Below are 15,039 nucleotides of genomic sequence, written 5' to 3'. Positions count from 1 at the left end.
AATAAGGCCTCCTTCCGAGGTCGTACCCGCCAAGGAGATTCACATGAAGCGTACAGCGATTTCCGGACTGTTCCTTACTGCCGCATTGCTTGCCTCACCTGTGTTTGCTGAAGATGACCTTTGCACCCTCAACCTGCAAAAAATCGACGATGCCACGGCCACTGCCGGCGCTGGCGCCATGGCCGAAGGCACAAACGACAGCATCAAAGACCAAGTCAGAGACGCCAAGGCGGCACAAGCCGCGGGTAACACCAAGGACTGTATCGCTATCACCACCAAAGCCTTGGACACCCTGGAAAAAGCCGACAAAAGCAGCAACGGCGGCAGCAGCCAGTAACCTTGAGCCATGCGACGCCAGAGCAGCAGTCGACGTCGCCTGACCGATGGCGTATACTCGCCCACAAGCGTTGAAAAACGCTACAGCTAGAGCGCAACACATGGGGCCGATTAGGATTCGACGCCGGTAGTGAAACTCTAGGTGCATGCCGAGTTGGTAACAGAACTCGTAAATCCACTGTTGCAACTTTCTATAGTTGCCAATGACGAAAACTACGAGGGTTACGCTCTCGCTGCGTAAGCAGCTGAGCCCGCTCTCCTGGTAGCTTCGGCTCCAGCAATCATTAGGGGATGCCTGTAAACCCGAAGTGATTGTCATACAGAACAGGATCGCCGTGCAGTACGTTGTGGACGAATCGGCTAAAACTTACACAACTCGTCCAAAGCACCCTGCCCGTCGGGCGGCTGCGGATTAACTCAATAGACACGGCTAAGCATGTAGTACCGAAAGCGGAGCACTGGCGGACGGGGGTTCAAATCCCCCCGGCTCCACCAAATGATCAATCAAAGACGTCCAAGGACGTCTTTTTTTGTGTCTGCGACCCAGTAAATACGCGGCTTACAGCGCTTTTGCGGGATTTTGAGAGTTTTGGAGTTCCAGCCGTTTGGGTATTCCAGACGGTATTCCAGCCGATCCGATGCTAATCTTTGGAATACCGAATCAGTGCATGGGGACAATCTCATGCCTGACCAAAACCTCCGCCTCTCCGATCGACAGCTCAAGGGAGTCAAACCGGCGACCAAGGATTATGTCCTTACTGACGGTGACGGTTTGCAGCTCCGAGTACGCAGCAACGGCTCGTTGCTGTGGAATTTCAACTACCGCGAACCGGTGACCAAGAACCGAATCAACATGGGCTTGGGCACCTACCCAGAGCTCTCGCTGGCGAACGCCCGAAAGATGGCGGTCGAAGCACGCGAGTTGCTCGCCCAAGGCATCGATCCGAAGGTGCAGCGCGATACGCTGAATGAGGCCAAGCGCGCAGAAACGGAACACACCTTCGAGAACGTGGCCACCGCCTGGTTCGAGCTTAAGAAAGACTCGGTCACGCCGGCCTACGCCGAGGACATTTGGCGGTCGCTCACGCTGCATGTATTTCCAGACCTGAAAACAACGCCGCTTTCGAAAATCAGCGCACCAATGGTCATCGAACTGCTTCGCCCAATCGAGGCCAAAGGCAGCCTCGAGTCAGTGAAGCGATTGAGCCAACGGCTCAACGAGATCATGACCTATGGGGTCAATTCAGGATTGATCTTTGCGAACCCCCTCAGTGGCATTCGCGCAGTATTCAAGAAACCCAAGAAACAGAACATGGCCGCGCTACGACCCGATGAGCTTTCCGAGCTCATGATCGAAATCGCAAACGCCAGCATCAAGCGGATCACCCGCTGCCTGATCGAATGGCAACTGCACACCATGACCCGTCCTGCCGAAGCGGCTACCACCCGATGGACAGACATCGACTTCGACAAACGCATCTGGACCATCCCGCCGGAGCGCATGAAAAAGCGTCGTCCGCACACCGTCCCACTGACCGAACAGGCACTCGCGTTACTGGAGACGCTCAACCTCCACAGCGGCCACAGGTAATACGTGTTCCCGGCAGGTAGAAACCCGCGCACCCACGCCAACAGTCAGACCGCCAACATGGCGTTGAAACGCATGGGCTTCCAGGACCGCTTGGTCAGCCACGGCATGCGCTCGATGGCCAGCACCATATTGAATGAACATGGGTGGGACCCGGAGCTCATCGAAGTGGCGTTGGCGCACGTCGACAAGGACGAGGTGCGCAGTGCCTACAACCGAGCCGACTACATCGAGCGACGGCGGCCGATGATGGCTTGGTGGAGCGAGTACATTCTGAAGGCGTCGACGGGCAATCTCTCGGCCAGCGTGATGAATGTGGCCAGGGATCGGAACGTAGTACCCATCCGATAGGGCGGCGACAACGGCGACACTGGCGACAGACCGCGTGCCATCTACATCCTTGTCGTCTGAGCTGATGGCGACAGTCGCCAACTCGCCTCGATTTTGGCTTCTCCGGCTAAGCCCGTGAGCATGGGGAGGCTTCGCATCCCCATGCTCACGGGCTAACACTAGAAAAGCGACAAACGGCCACTTAGCCACTGACAGCCACCAATTTCCAAAGCACGCCAGAGGATGAATCTGGCGCATTTCCATGTGCCCTTCACCAATTGACCCGTGCCGCGGTGACCGATAGAACGAAGGTTCAAAGCGCTGCCTTAGGCAGCACCCCAGATGACCAGAGCCTTCAAGGTCATGCCGCTAACCCGGTGGCTCATCCTAAAGTGCGATTCGCGCCCGGAGGCTCGCACGGTCATTCGCCAGAATGATGGACGCCCTCTAAACAATCCGCCTAGTGCGGCTGCCCGCTAACCCTTTAGCCCTGCAGCAACGAACCTGCTCGGCCAACGTTTTGCGCCAACCGTTCGCCCGTCTCTTTTCCCAGAAAAGAGACGGGCGCTCCTACCACTGCTGCAGCCCTCATCGCACATGGCTTTGCGGCAATTCCCCTCGTGACAATCGGCGTGACAAACGCCGGTGTCACCAGCAACAGCGCTGTAGATGATGGTGCCGCAGACCAGGGAATGGACTGCACCTGACTGACAGTCAGGCATGCCCCGGTCATCGCAGTGCTGCTTGCACCTGGCTCAGGATCTCGCGGCGCTGGTCTCGTCAGCCAATGCAGCCTCCACCCGCCCACCGGTAACGGTGTTCAGGGGGCCAGATCATGAGATGCCCTTGCTCCTGGTCGTAAGGAGCCGCCAGTCCCGCGTTAGTGGACACCCTCACAGGTCGCAGGGGCCTTGATCCCTGATAACACTCAGCATTCTCGGCGGGATGACGTGAGGGAGAGATCGGTAATTTATGGAGGACGGCTATGCAACTGCGCGAAGTACAAGGGCCACCACGCCCCTTGTTGGAACAGCAGATTCCGCCCCTACTCTACCCGGTCGCGGCGCTAGGCGATCTATTGGGGCCTGCCGTGGAACGCATGGCCGATGTGATCGGCGTGCCCTGCGCCATGGCCGCGCAATCTGTTCTAGCCACGGCAGCTTTGGCGAGCCAGGCGCACGCCAATGTTCACCTCGACGGCCGAATTTATCCGTTGTCGCTGTACTTGCTGACGGTGGCTTGCTCAGGTGATCGCAAGAGCGCGGTGGACCAAATTGCGCTGCAAGCCGTACGCGACTGGGAGAGACAGCAGTGGATCGCCTACGGCGAACAACTCAAGGCGCACCGAGCTGCAATGAGCCTCACCGCGAGATCGCCAACCTCGAAAAAGTCAGCACAGCTAGCGCTGGACGCCCAACCTGAACCCGTCCAACCGAGACTCCTCAGTGCTGAGCCGACCATTGAAGGTCTGGTCAAAAGCCTCTGCCATGGTTTGCCGAGCATGGGGCTGTTCAGCGATGAAGGCGGGCAGTTTTTGGGCGGTAGCACCATGAGCAAGGACAATATGATCAAGGCGATCACTCACTTGTCGACGCTGCGGGACGGCAGCCCGATTGATCGGTCGCGCGCGATGGCAGGGGAAAGCCTGCGTGCCTATGACCGCCGTCTCAGCATGCACTTGATGCTGCAACCCCGCCTGGCCGACCGCTTGCTTCAGGACTCAGATATCAAAGATCAGGGCATCCTGGGGCGCTGCCTGATCAGTTGGCCGGAGCGTCTGGTTGGACAACGACTGTACAAAGCCATCGACCTGACCCGAGATCCAAAGGTGCACCTGTACCAGCAGCGCATTGCCGCGCTCATGCAGAAGCCTTGGTCACGCCATAAAGACGGCGGCCTTAACCCTGTAACCTTGGAGTTAAGCCCCCGCGCCCGCGAGGCCTGGATTGCCATTCACGACACCATTGAATGCGAGTCTGGGGAATTCGGCGAGCTGGTCAACGTGCAAGCTGCTGCGGGCAAAGCCGCCGCGAATGTTCTACGCATGGCTGGCGTGATGGCGGTGGTTGAAGAATCGACTGTCTTGGAAGAAATGCACATTCAGCGCGCCTCTACGCTGATGGATTACTACCTGGCCGAAAACCAACGACTGGCTGAACAGGAGCCTCTGAATATGCTTCGCGCAGAGGCCGACTGCCTGCTGCGCTGGTTGATAAAGAAGAACTGGCCACCGTTTCGCCTGCGCGACCTTACGCGCAACGGCCCACGCTTTGCCCGTAAAAGCACGCGGCACACCTTCGAGTTATTGCTGCAGCTGGTTACCCATAACTGGCTGAACAATGCCGGAGACATATTCGAGGTGCGCCATGTTCCGCCTCAATGACGCCGTGCGCCGCTATCGAGCGCAACATCGCTCGCCGACCGAGTTACGGTGTGTCGCCGCCACTGCTACCACTTTGTCGCCAAGTGCCAATCCAGATGCGGCGGGGCTTGTCGCCAGTGTCGCCGCTGTCGCCGCTCCAACATCTGAGTCAACCGACCTCGCTCGGCTTATCGAGCAGTTGCAAGAAGAAGGGGCTTTGCTGCAACGCAGCGAAAATGCCCTCCTCATCCGCCCAGCACACTGGGGACAGTTGGACAGCATCGGCCCCCACTGGAAAGCCCTGCTGCTGCTCATACAAACCAACGATCAATGTGAAGACAATGGCGCTGGTCGGTCGGCGTGACGGTCGCAACTTTGGCTACGGTCGCCAACTGAGCTACGCCGGTCGGCAGGCACTGGAAGATCTGTTTGCCGGCGGCCACTTCGCCACCGTCAAAGCACACAGCGATCGCTGGCAAGCCTTCGTGCGCTGGTGTCGGTCAGAGGACGGCCCCGGTTACAACGATGCACGCCAGATCGATAGACAGACTCTACAAGACTACACCGAGTATCTGCGCCATCAGATCCAGCAAGGTACACTCTGCATTGCCACCGCGCAGAGCCGCCTGAGCAGCGTCAACCGCACCCTTGCTGCGCTGCGCGGTGATCAGGATGTGAGGATCGCCAACCCGAGTGAGGCGTTGGGACAGCAGCGCTTGAGCGTACGCACTCGCGCGCCGGACGGCCAAGATCACCAACAAGTGCGGCGCCTGGCCGAGGTGCTTGGCGAACAGCAACACAATCGAGTGGCCGCCGTAGTCATTTTAGCTCGAGCAACTGGCATGCGCCTGCGCGAAGCGATCCTGGCTGACCTGCCACGCTTACACCGCGAAGCCGAACGCTTAGGCCGCATCAACATCCAAGACGGCACCAAAGGCGGCCGTTCAGGCTCATCAGCGCCGCGATGGGTCGTGGCCAATGAAGCGGTGAAAGCGGCCCTGCAGTTGGTTCGTCAGGCATCGCCGACCGGTAGCCGCAACTTGCTAGCCCGAGACGAAAGCTACGCCATGTTTCTGCACCAAACAGTGCTCCCCGCCCGCGAAACGCTGCATGCACACGGGCTGAAGGGTTTTCATGAACTGCGCGCAGCCTACGCCTGCGAACGTTACGAGCAGCTCACGGGCCACGCCGCACCGGTGAATGGCGGCCACTGCTATCGCATTGACCGTGGCCGTGATCAACAGGCGCGCCAACAAATCAGCCTAGAGCTCGGGCATAACCGGATCGATGTGGTGTCGGCCTACATTGGCGGGAGAACATGAGCAAACCCTTCGATATGACGCTGTTCCTAAGCGGCGTACTGACCGGTTCGAAGGCCACGCAGCAACGTCACCTACGCCAAGCACGAGTCATGCAAGCGGCCATTCAACAGAGATGGCAACGCGATAATCCCTGGACCTGGCAGCTCAAGCATGTGCGCTGGTTTTTTACTCAGCACCTGAAGAACCATTCCGACGCTACTCGATATTACTATAAACTCACCGCTGTACTGATCTTGAGGCGATTAAGAAACGGCCCGTAATTGTTTATTGGTCGATCCGCTAATCATGGCAGGTAGCGCTAAATAAAGCCCCTAAACTACTTAAGCGTGGACATGTTTTTGATGGAGCGGCATGTTCGAATCGCCGTCGAACCCATAGCGCACATGCACGGAACCCACTTCTACTTACTGCCTTGCTCGGGGACTGACAGCCGTTCGTAGACCCGACTCCCGATCCACTTCGAGATCAGCTCCTGCATATCGGGTTTCCCCATATAGTCGGTAAACAGTTCCTCGTTGAGCTGCATACGCTCAATGAGCAGGGATTCCAGCACCTGCTTGAAAACTAACTGAAACTTTTCGAGTGAGTTGACCTCAGCGGCTTTCTGAAGCGACTCGTTCAAACTCGCAGCTTCAGCGATCTGATCGAAGAACAACTGATCCGCTTCATTCAGCTCACTACCGAATCGTTGATTGATAATGTCAACCAGGCGAGATAGTGGCACATGGTCTTCACGCACCATGCCGGACCCCACTTCGCGCGGCCCATCCAGCGGTTTGGCATAACCCTCGTTGAGGCTGATAGAGCCCTCACTGATTTTTTGCAACCTATAGTAGTCTAGCTCGACCTCCTCATCGAACTGATAGCCCGGCCCGTTTTTTCGCTTTGGGAGTTTCAGAGCAAGGTGGCGCAGATAAGTGAAGAGCTTTTCCAGATCGCTATCCTGATACGGAATTACCTGACTCAGGAAGCTGTACAGATTACGGAATGCTTGCAGTTTGCCGCGCCAGAGCTCTGCCTCCTCTTCCTCGAAATTCTGCAGATGCGTAAAGCGCGCAACCGCCCGGTCAAGAATCGCATTTATAGCTTTATGGTCACCAGGACTTTGACGGCGCTTCGGCGCGAAAAAGACCCTAGTGAAATCAGCCACTTCAGTTTGCAGGTAAATACCAGAAGCATCAAGTTCGGTGCTCACCTCATACAACTTGTCAGGATCGACCTCTTCCCCCATTACCGACCCTTCGTAGTACTGACGGAAAGCCTCCTGGATTTCGTCAGAATCATTAACGAAGTCGAGAACAAAAGTGTCATCCTTCAAAGGATGGGTACGGTTTAGACGCGATAACGTCTGCACCGCCTGAATACCCGAAAGACGCTTATCGATATACATAGTATGCAGCAGTGGCTGATCGAAGCCAGTCTGATACTTCTCGGCTACCAACAGTACGCGGAAATCAGGATGGGCAAAGGTTTCAGGCAAATCCTTCTCCTTGAGCCCATTGTTAATTCCGACTTCGGTATACTGCTTTTTCGGAATTGTGTCGTCTTCCACGCTGCCCGAAAATGCCACCAGGCTCTTGATGGGGTACCCCTTTGTCTTGATGTAGCGGTCAAACTCCTGCTTGTAGCGCACTGCCTCCAAGCGCGAGCCCGTCACCACCATGGCCTTGGCATGGCCTCCGATCTTATGGCGGGTGAAATGCTGAAAGTGCTCCACCATCACTTCTGTTTTCTGACCGATATTGTGCGGATGCAGACGCATGAAACGGGCTAGAGCCTTGGCCGCTTTCCTGCGTTCAACGCTGGGATCTACTTCTGCCTTCTTGATCAACTTGTAGTATGTCTTGTAGGTAACGTAGCTCTTCAGCACATCCTCGATAAAGCCCTCCTCAATCGCCTGCCGCATCGTGTAGTGATGGAAGGGCTCACCGTTACGACCAAAGATCGCCAGAGTCTTGTGTTTGGGCGTGGCGGTGAAGGCGAAAAAACTCATGTTGGGCTGCTGCCTACGTTTTGCCATGGAACGGAATAATTGCTCCAGCTCGGCTTCACCCTCTTCCCTGGCCATTTCCCGAGCCTTGCCACGCAGTTGGGCACCACCCAGCACTCCTTTGAGCTCCATGGCTGTTTCGCCCGATTGCGAGCTATGCGCCTCATCAATTATGACCGCATACCTACGTGTGGGCAGATAGCTCTTACCGGCTTCGCCGCGCTCCTCATTCAGCTTGACCAGCTGTGCCGAGACGAACGGAAATTTCTGCAATGTCGTAATAATAATGGGCATGCCGGCTTCAAGTGCCTCGGCCAGCTGGCGAGAATCCTCATCAATCTTTTGCACCACACCTTGTCGGTGATCGAACTGGTAAATTGTGTTCTGCAACTGGCGATCCAGCACCACTCGATCGGTGATGACCACTACACTGTCAAAAAGTCGCTCATCTTGTTCGTTGTGTAGGCTGGAGAGGCGATGCGCCAGCCAGGCAATAGTGTTGCTCTTGCCACTACCTGCCGAGTGCTCAACCAGATAGTTCTGTCCGACCCCCTCTCGGGCCGCTGCTGCTACCATTGCGCGGACCGCCTGCAACTGGTGGTAGCGCGGAAAGATCAGGCTTTCCTTGCGCACCTTCTTACCTTCGTCGGTGGTCTTTTCTTCCACGCTCAGGTGCAAAAAGCGGGCAAGCAGATCAAGCAGGCTGTCACGTTGCAGCACTTCTTCCCACAAGTAAGCGGTCTTGTAATTGCGACCATCCGGATCAGGAGTATTACCAGCGCCGCCCTCAAACCCTCGGTTGAAAGGCAGGAAGTAAGTGGAAGTCCCCGCCAGCCGGGTGGCCATGTGCGCCTCTTCGGTATCCACTGCAAAATGCACTAGGGTGCGTTTGGTAAAAACGAAGATTGGCTCCCGCGGGTCACGATCATGGCGGTACTGGTGAATGGCATTGGCGGCCACTTGCCCGCTCAACGGGTTCTTCAGCTCCAGCGTCACCATCGGAACGCCGTTGACTGACAGCACCACGTCCAGCGACTTTTCATTCTTCGGGCTGAATCGCAATTGCCGAGTCAGCCCCAGCCGGTTGGCTTGGTATTGTGCCTCCAGCTCGGGATTCAAGCCATGCGCGGGGCGGAAGAAGGCAATGCGTAGCGTCCTGCCAAAGCACTTGAAGCCGTGGCGCAGGGTAGCCAGCGCACCATGACTGTCCAGCCACTTGACCAGGGATTCCACCACCCGAGCCCCGGTCTGCTCACCGTGCAAAGCCTCCAGTTTGTCCCATACCTTACCCTGGGTGGCACGGATGAAGGACAGCGCCTCTACTGGGAAGATCGCCCGCTCGCGGTCGAAGCTCTTGCCATCAATGCAGGCGTAGCCATTCGCCAACAGAACCGTTTCGATAGCAGTTTCAAAGGCTGCTTCGGAGGTGGATTTCATACTGCGCTCCTTGCGACTCGTTTTTCCAACCAGAACACCATGACCTGAGCAAACTCCGGCAAATCACCAGCCTGAGTGCCATCCCACCTCTGAAGCGCTTGTGCCGCGTTCAGGGTCCCCTTTCCCAGCCGCTGCTTGAATGCGTCGAGTACGGCCTTGCGGTTACTTACAAGGCGAGAGCTGTTGAGGTTAAGCACTTCGTTTAAATCCGAGTTGGTAGCTTTATCATCAGACTGTATGCGGCCATCACCCAAAAAGATAATCTGCCGCTCGATAGGATGGGTGGGATCACACACACTGAAGCACAAATCATCATTGCCTTTGCGTGTATCACAATGCTGGCTTCGCTCAGGCTGACCATGACCACCAAGACAGGCACCGTGTAAGTTGCTGAAGTCGATCTGTCTTGCTTGGTGACGCTCCTGACATTGCCAGTGCTCAATCTTCATGTGATTGGGTGTAGCACGAATGCGCGACTGGCAGTAACAGCACAAGCCACGCTGTTCAGCCACCAAGGCCTGCCGCAAGAGCGCTTTGTCGGCATAGTTGTTGTAGTCGGCGTGCGGTTGCTTACGATGTTGGGTTAGGCTGGCTGGTTCCGGCCCTTTCTGGATCGTCCTCATCTACTCGCTGCCCTCCAGGAAGTAGATCAGAGAACTGGCTCGCGTCAGCTCAGGTTCGTCCTCGCCCAACTTTCTTTCGAGAGCCACGATTGCGGAGCGGGCTTCATCGAACCGCTCCCGCTCAATCAGTTCGAAGAGGATTTTCAGTTCATCCTCTATCTGTCGGTTACGCACCGGTGCCCCCATAAGCTCCTGCAAGATGCGGTTGGCATCCATGCCATAAGCTTCGGCGGGTACGGTCACACTCACTTTGCCATCCACAAACTCCAGAAAGCGCACACAGCGTGCCGGCACCTCGCCCAGCACCAGTGGTGAATGGGTAGTGACGACGAACTGACAAGCCCTGAATATGTCACGCAGTCGCGACAACACATCCCGCTGCCACTTCGGATGCAGGTGCAGCTCGACTTCATCAATCATCACCAGTGCCACGCCCTCGGCGATGGGGTTATCACTATCCGGATTGGCGATGGCCAGGCGTCGAGTAAGGTCAAACACCAGGGCCAACAGGCCGCGCTCGCCATCGGAAAGCTGGTGCAGATAGAATGGTCTTCCACGTTTGTCCACCACAAAGCCCAGACGCGGCTGCTCCAGGATTCGCAGATTGTCGAACTCGGGCACAAGTTCACTCACAACGGCACGCAACGCATCCAACACCCTGAGACGGCGAGGTTCGTTTTCTGCGCCCATTTTCTCCTGGGTGCGGAACCAATGCATGAACTCGCGCAGCTCCACCTCACGATCATGCAGAGCGCGACTATAGGCAATCGACGGGTCAAAGGGCTTGGTCTCCGGCAGGCTCCGCGGTTGACCGGGTAGCTGCCGCTTGGGCGAGAAGTACACCGCCAGCGGTGGATGAGCAGTGCTCTTCAGACTCGACAATGCAGCGCGTGTTTCCTTGATACTTGCCTCTAGTTCACCGGTCAGCGTCCGGGCGCTCAGCACCTGGGCAAAATCATTGGCGGCACTGGCAGCTTCCGCCTCCCGCAGAAGCATGAAGCGGTCGCCCTTCTCATCCGCTGCACGTAAGCGCTGCATCCCAGCGCTGATGGTCTGGCCGCCTATCTGGATGCGGGCAGATACTTCCAGCGAGGCCTTGCCGCCGTGGATGTCGTCGTCGGTGAAGTACAGCGCCGTCGAACGCGAGGGCGTGAATTCCGGCAGTGCCCGTGACAACAGTACCGCCAGCGCGTGCAGCACCGTGGACTTGCCTACGCCATTGACACCAGCGATCAGGGTTACATCAGGTTCGAAAGTGATGTCGAGTTGCTCGAAGCCGCCGCAGTGCGCGAGAGAGATAATTTCCAGTTTCATCGGGCCATTTCCTGCAGCGGGATCAGACCAGTAACGGCGGCGGAGATCAACGCAGCGCGGCGTTCCCTCAGCAGATTGATAGAGTTTCTTATATGCTCGCGGACCGGTGTCGATGTCTCTGCGTCCAGTTGTAGGAGAGTGAGGATCTCATCCTGCTCGGACTTCGGCGGCAAAGGGATATGAATCTCCCCATATCGTGTCGGGCTCAGATTGGCCTGACCGATCGCTGGAATTGCGTTCTTTCGGGCGAACTCTAGAAACTGTGAGGCATTGAGTAGCGCAACCAAGTACTGCGGTGTCACGCGATGATTCGTACGTATGCGAACAAGATAGGAAGCGAAAGTCAAAGGCTCTTTCGGGTCGAAATCCACAAGCCCTACTTTCGCGATCTGGTCAAGACTATTCGTTCGATTGAAGAGTAGATCGTTTCGTCGTAACAGTAAGTGACCGTCGACCTCAGAGATCATTCCAGACTTCGAAACATCAATCCCCCCATCGACGATACAACTCATGCGAAGAACTGCAATGCTTCCTTCGTCCCTAATGCTTTCGGAGAGCCCATAGTCGGATGAAGCCCAAGTGCGCTTCAGTTGGCAGATATCCCAATGCGCCGGAATCTCGCCCAGCCACTCCTGGCCAGAGGGTTTGAGCGGAGCGTTAGGGTCTAGACCGCGAGTGACGACGCGGCTGATGAGAGCTGCGCGCTTTTCTTCCAGCAACGCCAGCATGCGTTCCTTTTCGGAAATCAGCCCGTCAATGCGGGCTGTTTCGCGATCGAGATAGTTGCCGATGAGGCGCTGAGCCCCCAACTCCGGCAAGCTTACCAATATGTCGCCGAGATCAGATGCATTGATTGCCGGATAGCTGACGCCAGTTGATCGGCTTTCAACCTCCCACAAAAAACGATTTGCCCGTAGGGCGTACTTGCAGAATCGGCGATCGAGCCCGTCCAACGGCCTGACGACTGCAAACCCCGTTGAAACGATTAAATTCTCAGGGGGGGATTCGATAGGTGCGATAGCTTGCAGATAAGTTCGGACCGTGGAAATTATGACATCACCGTCGCGCACAACTCGACGGGCTCGGCTGGGAGCATTCTCAAAGCGATAGTTGACGATGTCGTGGATACATCCCTGAGAATCAACATTACCGATATCGATGTACGCCACCTCAAAATCGGAGTCAGTGGACTCTGGAAGCGCCTCGTCGTTGATCGTCGCGGCGTACTTCAGTCGTCGTGTAAAAAAATCGGCTAGAGGCATCACTCCGTCACCTCCTGCAACAAACTCATGATCCGCTTTTCAACCTCAGCCAGTTCTGCATCGATCTCATGCAGCGAACGCGGTGGCTGGTACTGGAAAAACACGCGGTTAAAGTTGATTTCGTAACCTACCTTACCGATACCTCCATCCTGATCGTCCCGCGTCTCGCGGTCGATCCAGGCGTCAACCACGTAAGGGCTCACCTCGCGTAGCACGTAGCTGACAATGTCTTCTTTCAGCGGAATGTTCTCGACATCCTTCAGAGCCGGGTCGGGCTCGTATTCCACAAAGGTGTTACCGTAGGCGTGCAGCCCCAGCAGACCATACAGATCGCTGGACTCCATTGGAGGCAGTGTCTGCTGTGGGAACAATTCAGAGCTGATGGAAACTTCGCCTTTCTTGTGGTGCTTGGCGATTACTGGTGCAGCTTCGGAATCAGTGACAGTGAAGCACTCTCGGAAGATTTTCTTCTGTGTTGTACCCTTGGCACCTTTCGTCCACCCTTCCACATCGCTGGGCAGGTGCTTGATCACCTTCTGCACCTCATCCCACACCTGATTCCAGTCGAAATGCTGCTCGCTCCCCAACCGGTCTTGCACAGCTTGCAAAGCGTCGTACAGTTCAGGGCAGGTGTTGAGGAAACGCTCACGCGCCTCATTGGTGATTTCAAAACGCAGGCGCAGGGGGCGCAGCACGGTGATGCGGCGGTAGCCAAAGTCGGTGTTGCCGAACACCTGAGCAGTGACGCGTTCGCTCCATTTCTGGCCCTCGGTAGCCCCCTCTGCCGGAGCCGACTGACTCCATTCCTGGAGTTTACCGTCCTTGTCCTGCCTTACCCAATGCTTTGCATTTGAGCACAAACCATGCTCACGGGTAATGGCATCAATGGCGGTCTGCTCAAGGTAACGGCGCTTGTCGCCAAGGCTGCGCTTCATGGATGTGTAGCGTTCGCGCGCATCGATCAGCTGGATCTTCCCTTTACGGCTGGCTGCCTTGCGGTTAGTCACCACCCACACGAATGTGCCAATGCCAGTGTTGTAGAACATCTGCTCCGGCAGGGCGACGATAGCTTCGAGCATGTCTCGCTCGATGATCCAGCGACGGATGTCGCTCTCACCACTACCCGCGCCACCGGTGAACAACGGCGATCCATTGAACACGACCGCTGCACGCGAGCCTGGCAGATCCTTGTTATCCGGCTCGTAGTCAGCAAATTTGCTGATCATGTGCAGCAGGAAGAGCAAGGCCCCATCGTTGATGCGCGGCAGCTTGCCCTTATAGCCCCGGAAATCGGGCCAGCGGTCGATTTCTTTTTTCTCGGTTTTCCAGTCCACCCCAAACGGCGGGTTAGCCAGCAAATAATCAAACCACTGCATGTCCGGAAAGCGATCATCGGTGAGAGTGTTACCGAGCTCGACACGGCTGTCTTTCTGGCCTTTGATCAGGAGGTCGGAGGCAGCCACGGCATATGAACGAGGGTTATAGTCCTGCCCGTATACCTTCACGGTGGCCTGCTCATTGTGAGCGCGTATCCAATTCTGGGCCTCGGCCAACATACCACCTGTGCCGCAAGCCGGATCGCAGATGGTGACGATGACGCCCTCCTGCGTGAGTACGTTGGTGTCGGGCTCCAACAACAGGTTGACCATCAACTGGATGACCTCGCGCGGCGTGAAGTGGTCCCCCGCGGTTTCATTGGCCGATTCGTTGAAGCGGCGAATCAGGTCTTCAAACACCAGCCCCATGGTGATATTGTCCACCCGATTGGGGTGCAAATCGATTTCGGCAAACTGGGAAACCACCTGATAGAGGCGATTAGACTCGTCCAATTTGTCTATTTCTTTATAAAAATCAAAGCGCTCAAAAATTTTTCGGATATTTTCTGAGAAGCCTTCGATGTAATCAGAGAGATGGTGGCGAATGTTATCCGGATCGCCTTTGAGCTTGTAAAAATCGAGCTGGCTATGATTGTGAAAGCCCAAAGGTGTGCCGTCTTCGCTCCTAGCAACCTCGTTCAATACCCTGTCCACCAGCGCAGAATCTTTAGCTTTCAGTGTTTCATAACGTGCGAGGACAGTTCTTTTGGAGGGAGCCAAAACCGCGTCGAAGCGGCGCAGCACGGTTAGCGGCAGCATCACTCGCTCATACTGCGGCGCGCGATACGGGCCACGCAGCAAGTCCGCCACGGACCAGATGAAATTAGCGAGTTGTTGAAAATTGGCGCTCATAGGTGTGTCTCGATATACTAAAAGGTGTTTGGAATGGCGATCGGCCGCGACTTAGTGGGCAGAGCTAACTGCGTCCTAGCACGGGCAGCGAATACAGTGATTTGAGTTGTTTCTCTCGGCTCGTAAATTCATCTAACTCCATGATCGTCACCACTGCGCATACCCAGTAATCCACCTCCGAAAGCTTGAATTCCTACAGGCGCCACCATGGTGTGCGGTAAGTCTTCGATGCTCACGCCAGCGGCAA

10 protein-coding genes, 1 other RNA gene and 1 pseudogene are annotated in these 15,039 nt (G+C 56.2%); 7 read left to right on the top strand and 5 right to left on the bottom strand.

The window, feature by feature from the left end; translation table 11 throughout:
- Positions 1 to 43: 43 nt before the first annotated feature.
- The 7 genes and pseudogenes from D3Z90_RS03455 (at position 44) to D3Z90_RS03425 (ending at position 6,198) form a co-directional block, all read left to right on the top strand.
- Positions 44 to 337, top strand: a complete 294-nt coding sequence (locus D3Z90_RS03455; RefSeq protein ID WP_136474418.1) for a hypothetical protein — start codon at positions 44 to 46, stop codon at positions 335 to 337.
- A 102-nt stretch (positions 338 to 439) separates the two neighbouring features.
- Positions 440 to 831: a transfer-messenger RNA gene (gene ssrA / locus D3Z90_RS03450) on the top strand.
- A gap of 187 nt (positions 832 to 1,018) precedes the next feature.
- Positions 1,019 to 2,275, top strand: a pseudogene (locus D3Z90_RS03445) (integrase domain-containing protein).
- A 964-nt stretch (positions 2,276 to 3,239) separates the two neighbouring features.
- Positions 3,240 to 4,637 (top strand): YfjI family protein, encoded by a 1,398-nt coding sequence (locus D3Z90_RS03440; protein WP_136474417.1) that lies wholly within the window; start codon positions 3,240 to 3,242, stop codon positions 4,635 to 4,637.
- Entirely contained in the window at positions 4,621 to 4,980 is a 360-nt protein-coding gene (locus D3Z90_RS03435; RefSeq protein ID WP_136474416.1) for a hypothetical protein, read from the top strand. The genes D3Z90_RS03440 and D3Z90_RS03435 overlap by 17 nt, the downstream gene beginning before the upstream one ends.
- Entirely contained in the window at positions 4,958 to 5,938 is a 981-nt protein-coding gene (locus D3Z90_RS03430; protein WP_136474415.1) for an integrase domain-containing protein, read from the top strand. Before D3Z90_RS03435 ends, D3Z90_RS03430 begins: the two co-directional genes overlap by 23 nt.
- Positions 5,935 to 6,198 (top strand): hypothetical protein, encoded by a 264-nt coding sequence (locus D3Z90_RS03425; protein WP_136474414.1) that lies wholly within the window; start codon positions 5,935 to 5,937, stop codon positions 6,196 to 6,198. The genes D3Z90_RS03430 and D3Z90_RS03425 overlap by 4 nt, the downstream gene beginning before the upstream one ends.
- A 140-nt stretch (positions 6,199 to 6,338) precedes the next feature.
- Here D3Z90_RS03425 and D3Z90_RS03420 read toward each other — a convergent pair whose 3' ends face one another.
- From D3Z90_RS03420 to D3Z90_RS03400, 5 genes are read right to left on the bottom strand one after another with little or no spacing between them, the layout of a single operon-like run.
- A complete protein-coding gene (locus D3Z90_RS03420) occupies positions 6,339 to 9,365 on the bottom strand; it encodes a type I restriction endonuclease subunit R (protein ID WP_136474413.1) in 3,027 nt (1,008 codons plus the stop codon).
- Positions 9,362 to 9,988: a retron system putative HNH endonuclease gene (locus tag D3Z90_RS03415; protein WP_136474412.1), complete on the bottom strand. Its 627-nt coding sequence runs from the start codon at positions 9,986 to 9,988 to the stop codon at positions 9,362 to 9,364. The genes D3Z90_RS03420 and D3Z90_RS03415 overlap by 4 nt, the downstream gene beginning before the upstream one ends.
- Positions 9,989 to 11,302 carry an AAA family ATPase gene (locus D3Z90_RS03410; RefSeq protein ID WP_136474411.1) on the bottom strand — a complete coding sequence of 438 codons (1,314 nt, stop codon included), beginning with the start codon at positions 11,300 to 11,302 and terminating at the stop codon, positions 9,989 to 9,991.
- The gene (locus tag D3Z90_RS03405; protein WP_136474410.1) at positions 11,299 to 12,564 is read right to left on the bottom strand and encodes a restriction endonuclease subunit S; all 1,266 of its coding nucleotides are present in this window, start codon (positions 12,562 to 12,564) and stop codon (positions 11,299 to 11,301) included. The genes D3Z90_RS03410 and D3Z90_RS03405 overlap by 4 nt, the downstream gene beginning before the upstream one ends.
- Positions 12,564 to 14,792 carry a class I SAM-dependent DNA methyltransferase gene (locus D3Z90_RS03400; protein ID WP_136474409.1) on the bottom strand — a complete coding sequence of 743 codons (2,229 nt, stop codon included), beginning with the start codon at positions 14,790 to 14,792 and terminating at the stop codon, positions 12,564 to 12,566. Before D3Z90_RS03400 ends, D3Z90_RS03405 begins: the two co-directional genes overlap by 1 nt.
- Positions 14,793 to 15,039 lie beyond the last annotated feature (247 nt).

Origin of the sequence: Pseudomonas sp. DG56-2 (assembly GCF_004803755.1) — a bacterium.
GTDB classification, from domain to species: domain Bacteria; phylum Pseudomonadota; class Gammaproteobacteria; order Pseudomonadales; family Pseudomonadaceae; genus Aquipseudomonas; species Aquipseudomonas auratipiscis.
The sequence above is the reverse complement of the archived record's forward strand: the minus strand, read 5'-3'. Positions and strand labels throughout refer to the sequence as shown.

Coding starts and splice junctions, on each gene's coding strand:
- D3Z90_RS03455 (WP_136474418.1), top strand. CDS start 44: ATGAAGCGTACAGCGATTTCCGGACTGTTCCTTACTGCCGCATTGCTT.
- D3Z90_RS03440 (WP_136474417.1), top strand. CDS start 3,240: ATGCAACTGCGCGAAGTACAAGGGCCACCACGCCCCTTGTTGGAACAG.
- D3Z90_RS03435 (WP_136474416.1), top strand. CDS start 4,621: ATGTTCCGCCTCAATGACGCCGTGCGCCGCTATCGAGCGCAACATCGC.
- D3Z90_RS03430 (WP_136474415.1), top strand. CDS start 4,958: ATGGCGCTGGTCGGTCGGCGTGACGGTCGCAACTTTGGCTACGGTCGC.
- D3Z90_RS03425 (WP_136474414.1), top strand. CDS start 5,935: ATGAGCAAACCCTTCGATATGACGCTGTTCCTAAGCGGCGTACTGACC.
- D3Z90_RS03420 (WP_136474413.1), bottom strand. CDS start 9,365: ATGAAATCCACCTCCGAAGCAGCCTTTGAAACTGCTATCGAAACGGTT.
- D3Z90_RS03415 (WP_136474412.1), bottom strand. CDS start 9,988: ATGAGGACGATCCAGAAAGGGCCGGAACCAGCCAGCCTAACCCAACAT.
- D3Z90_RS03410 (WP_136474411.1), bottom strand. CDS start 11,302: ATGAAACTGGAAATTATCTCTCTCGCGCACTGCGGCGGCTTCGAGCAA.
- D3Z90_RS03405 (WP_136474410.1), bottom strand. CDS start 12,564: ATGCCTCTAGCCGATTTTTTTACACGACGACTGAAGTACGCCGCGACG.
- D3Z90_RS03400 (WP_136474409.1), bottom strand. CDS start 14,792: ATGAGCGCCAATTTTCAACAACTCGCTAATTTCATCTGGTCCGTGGCG.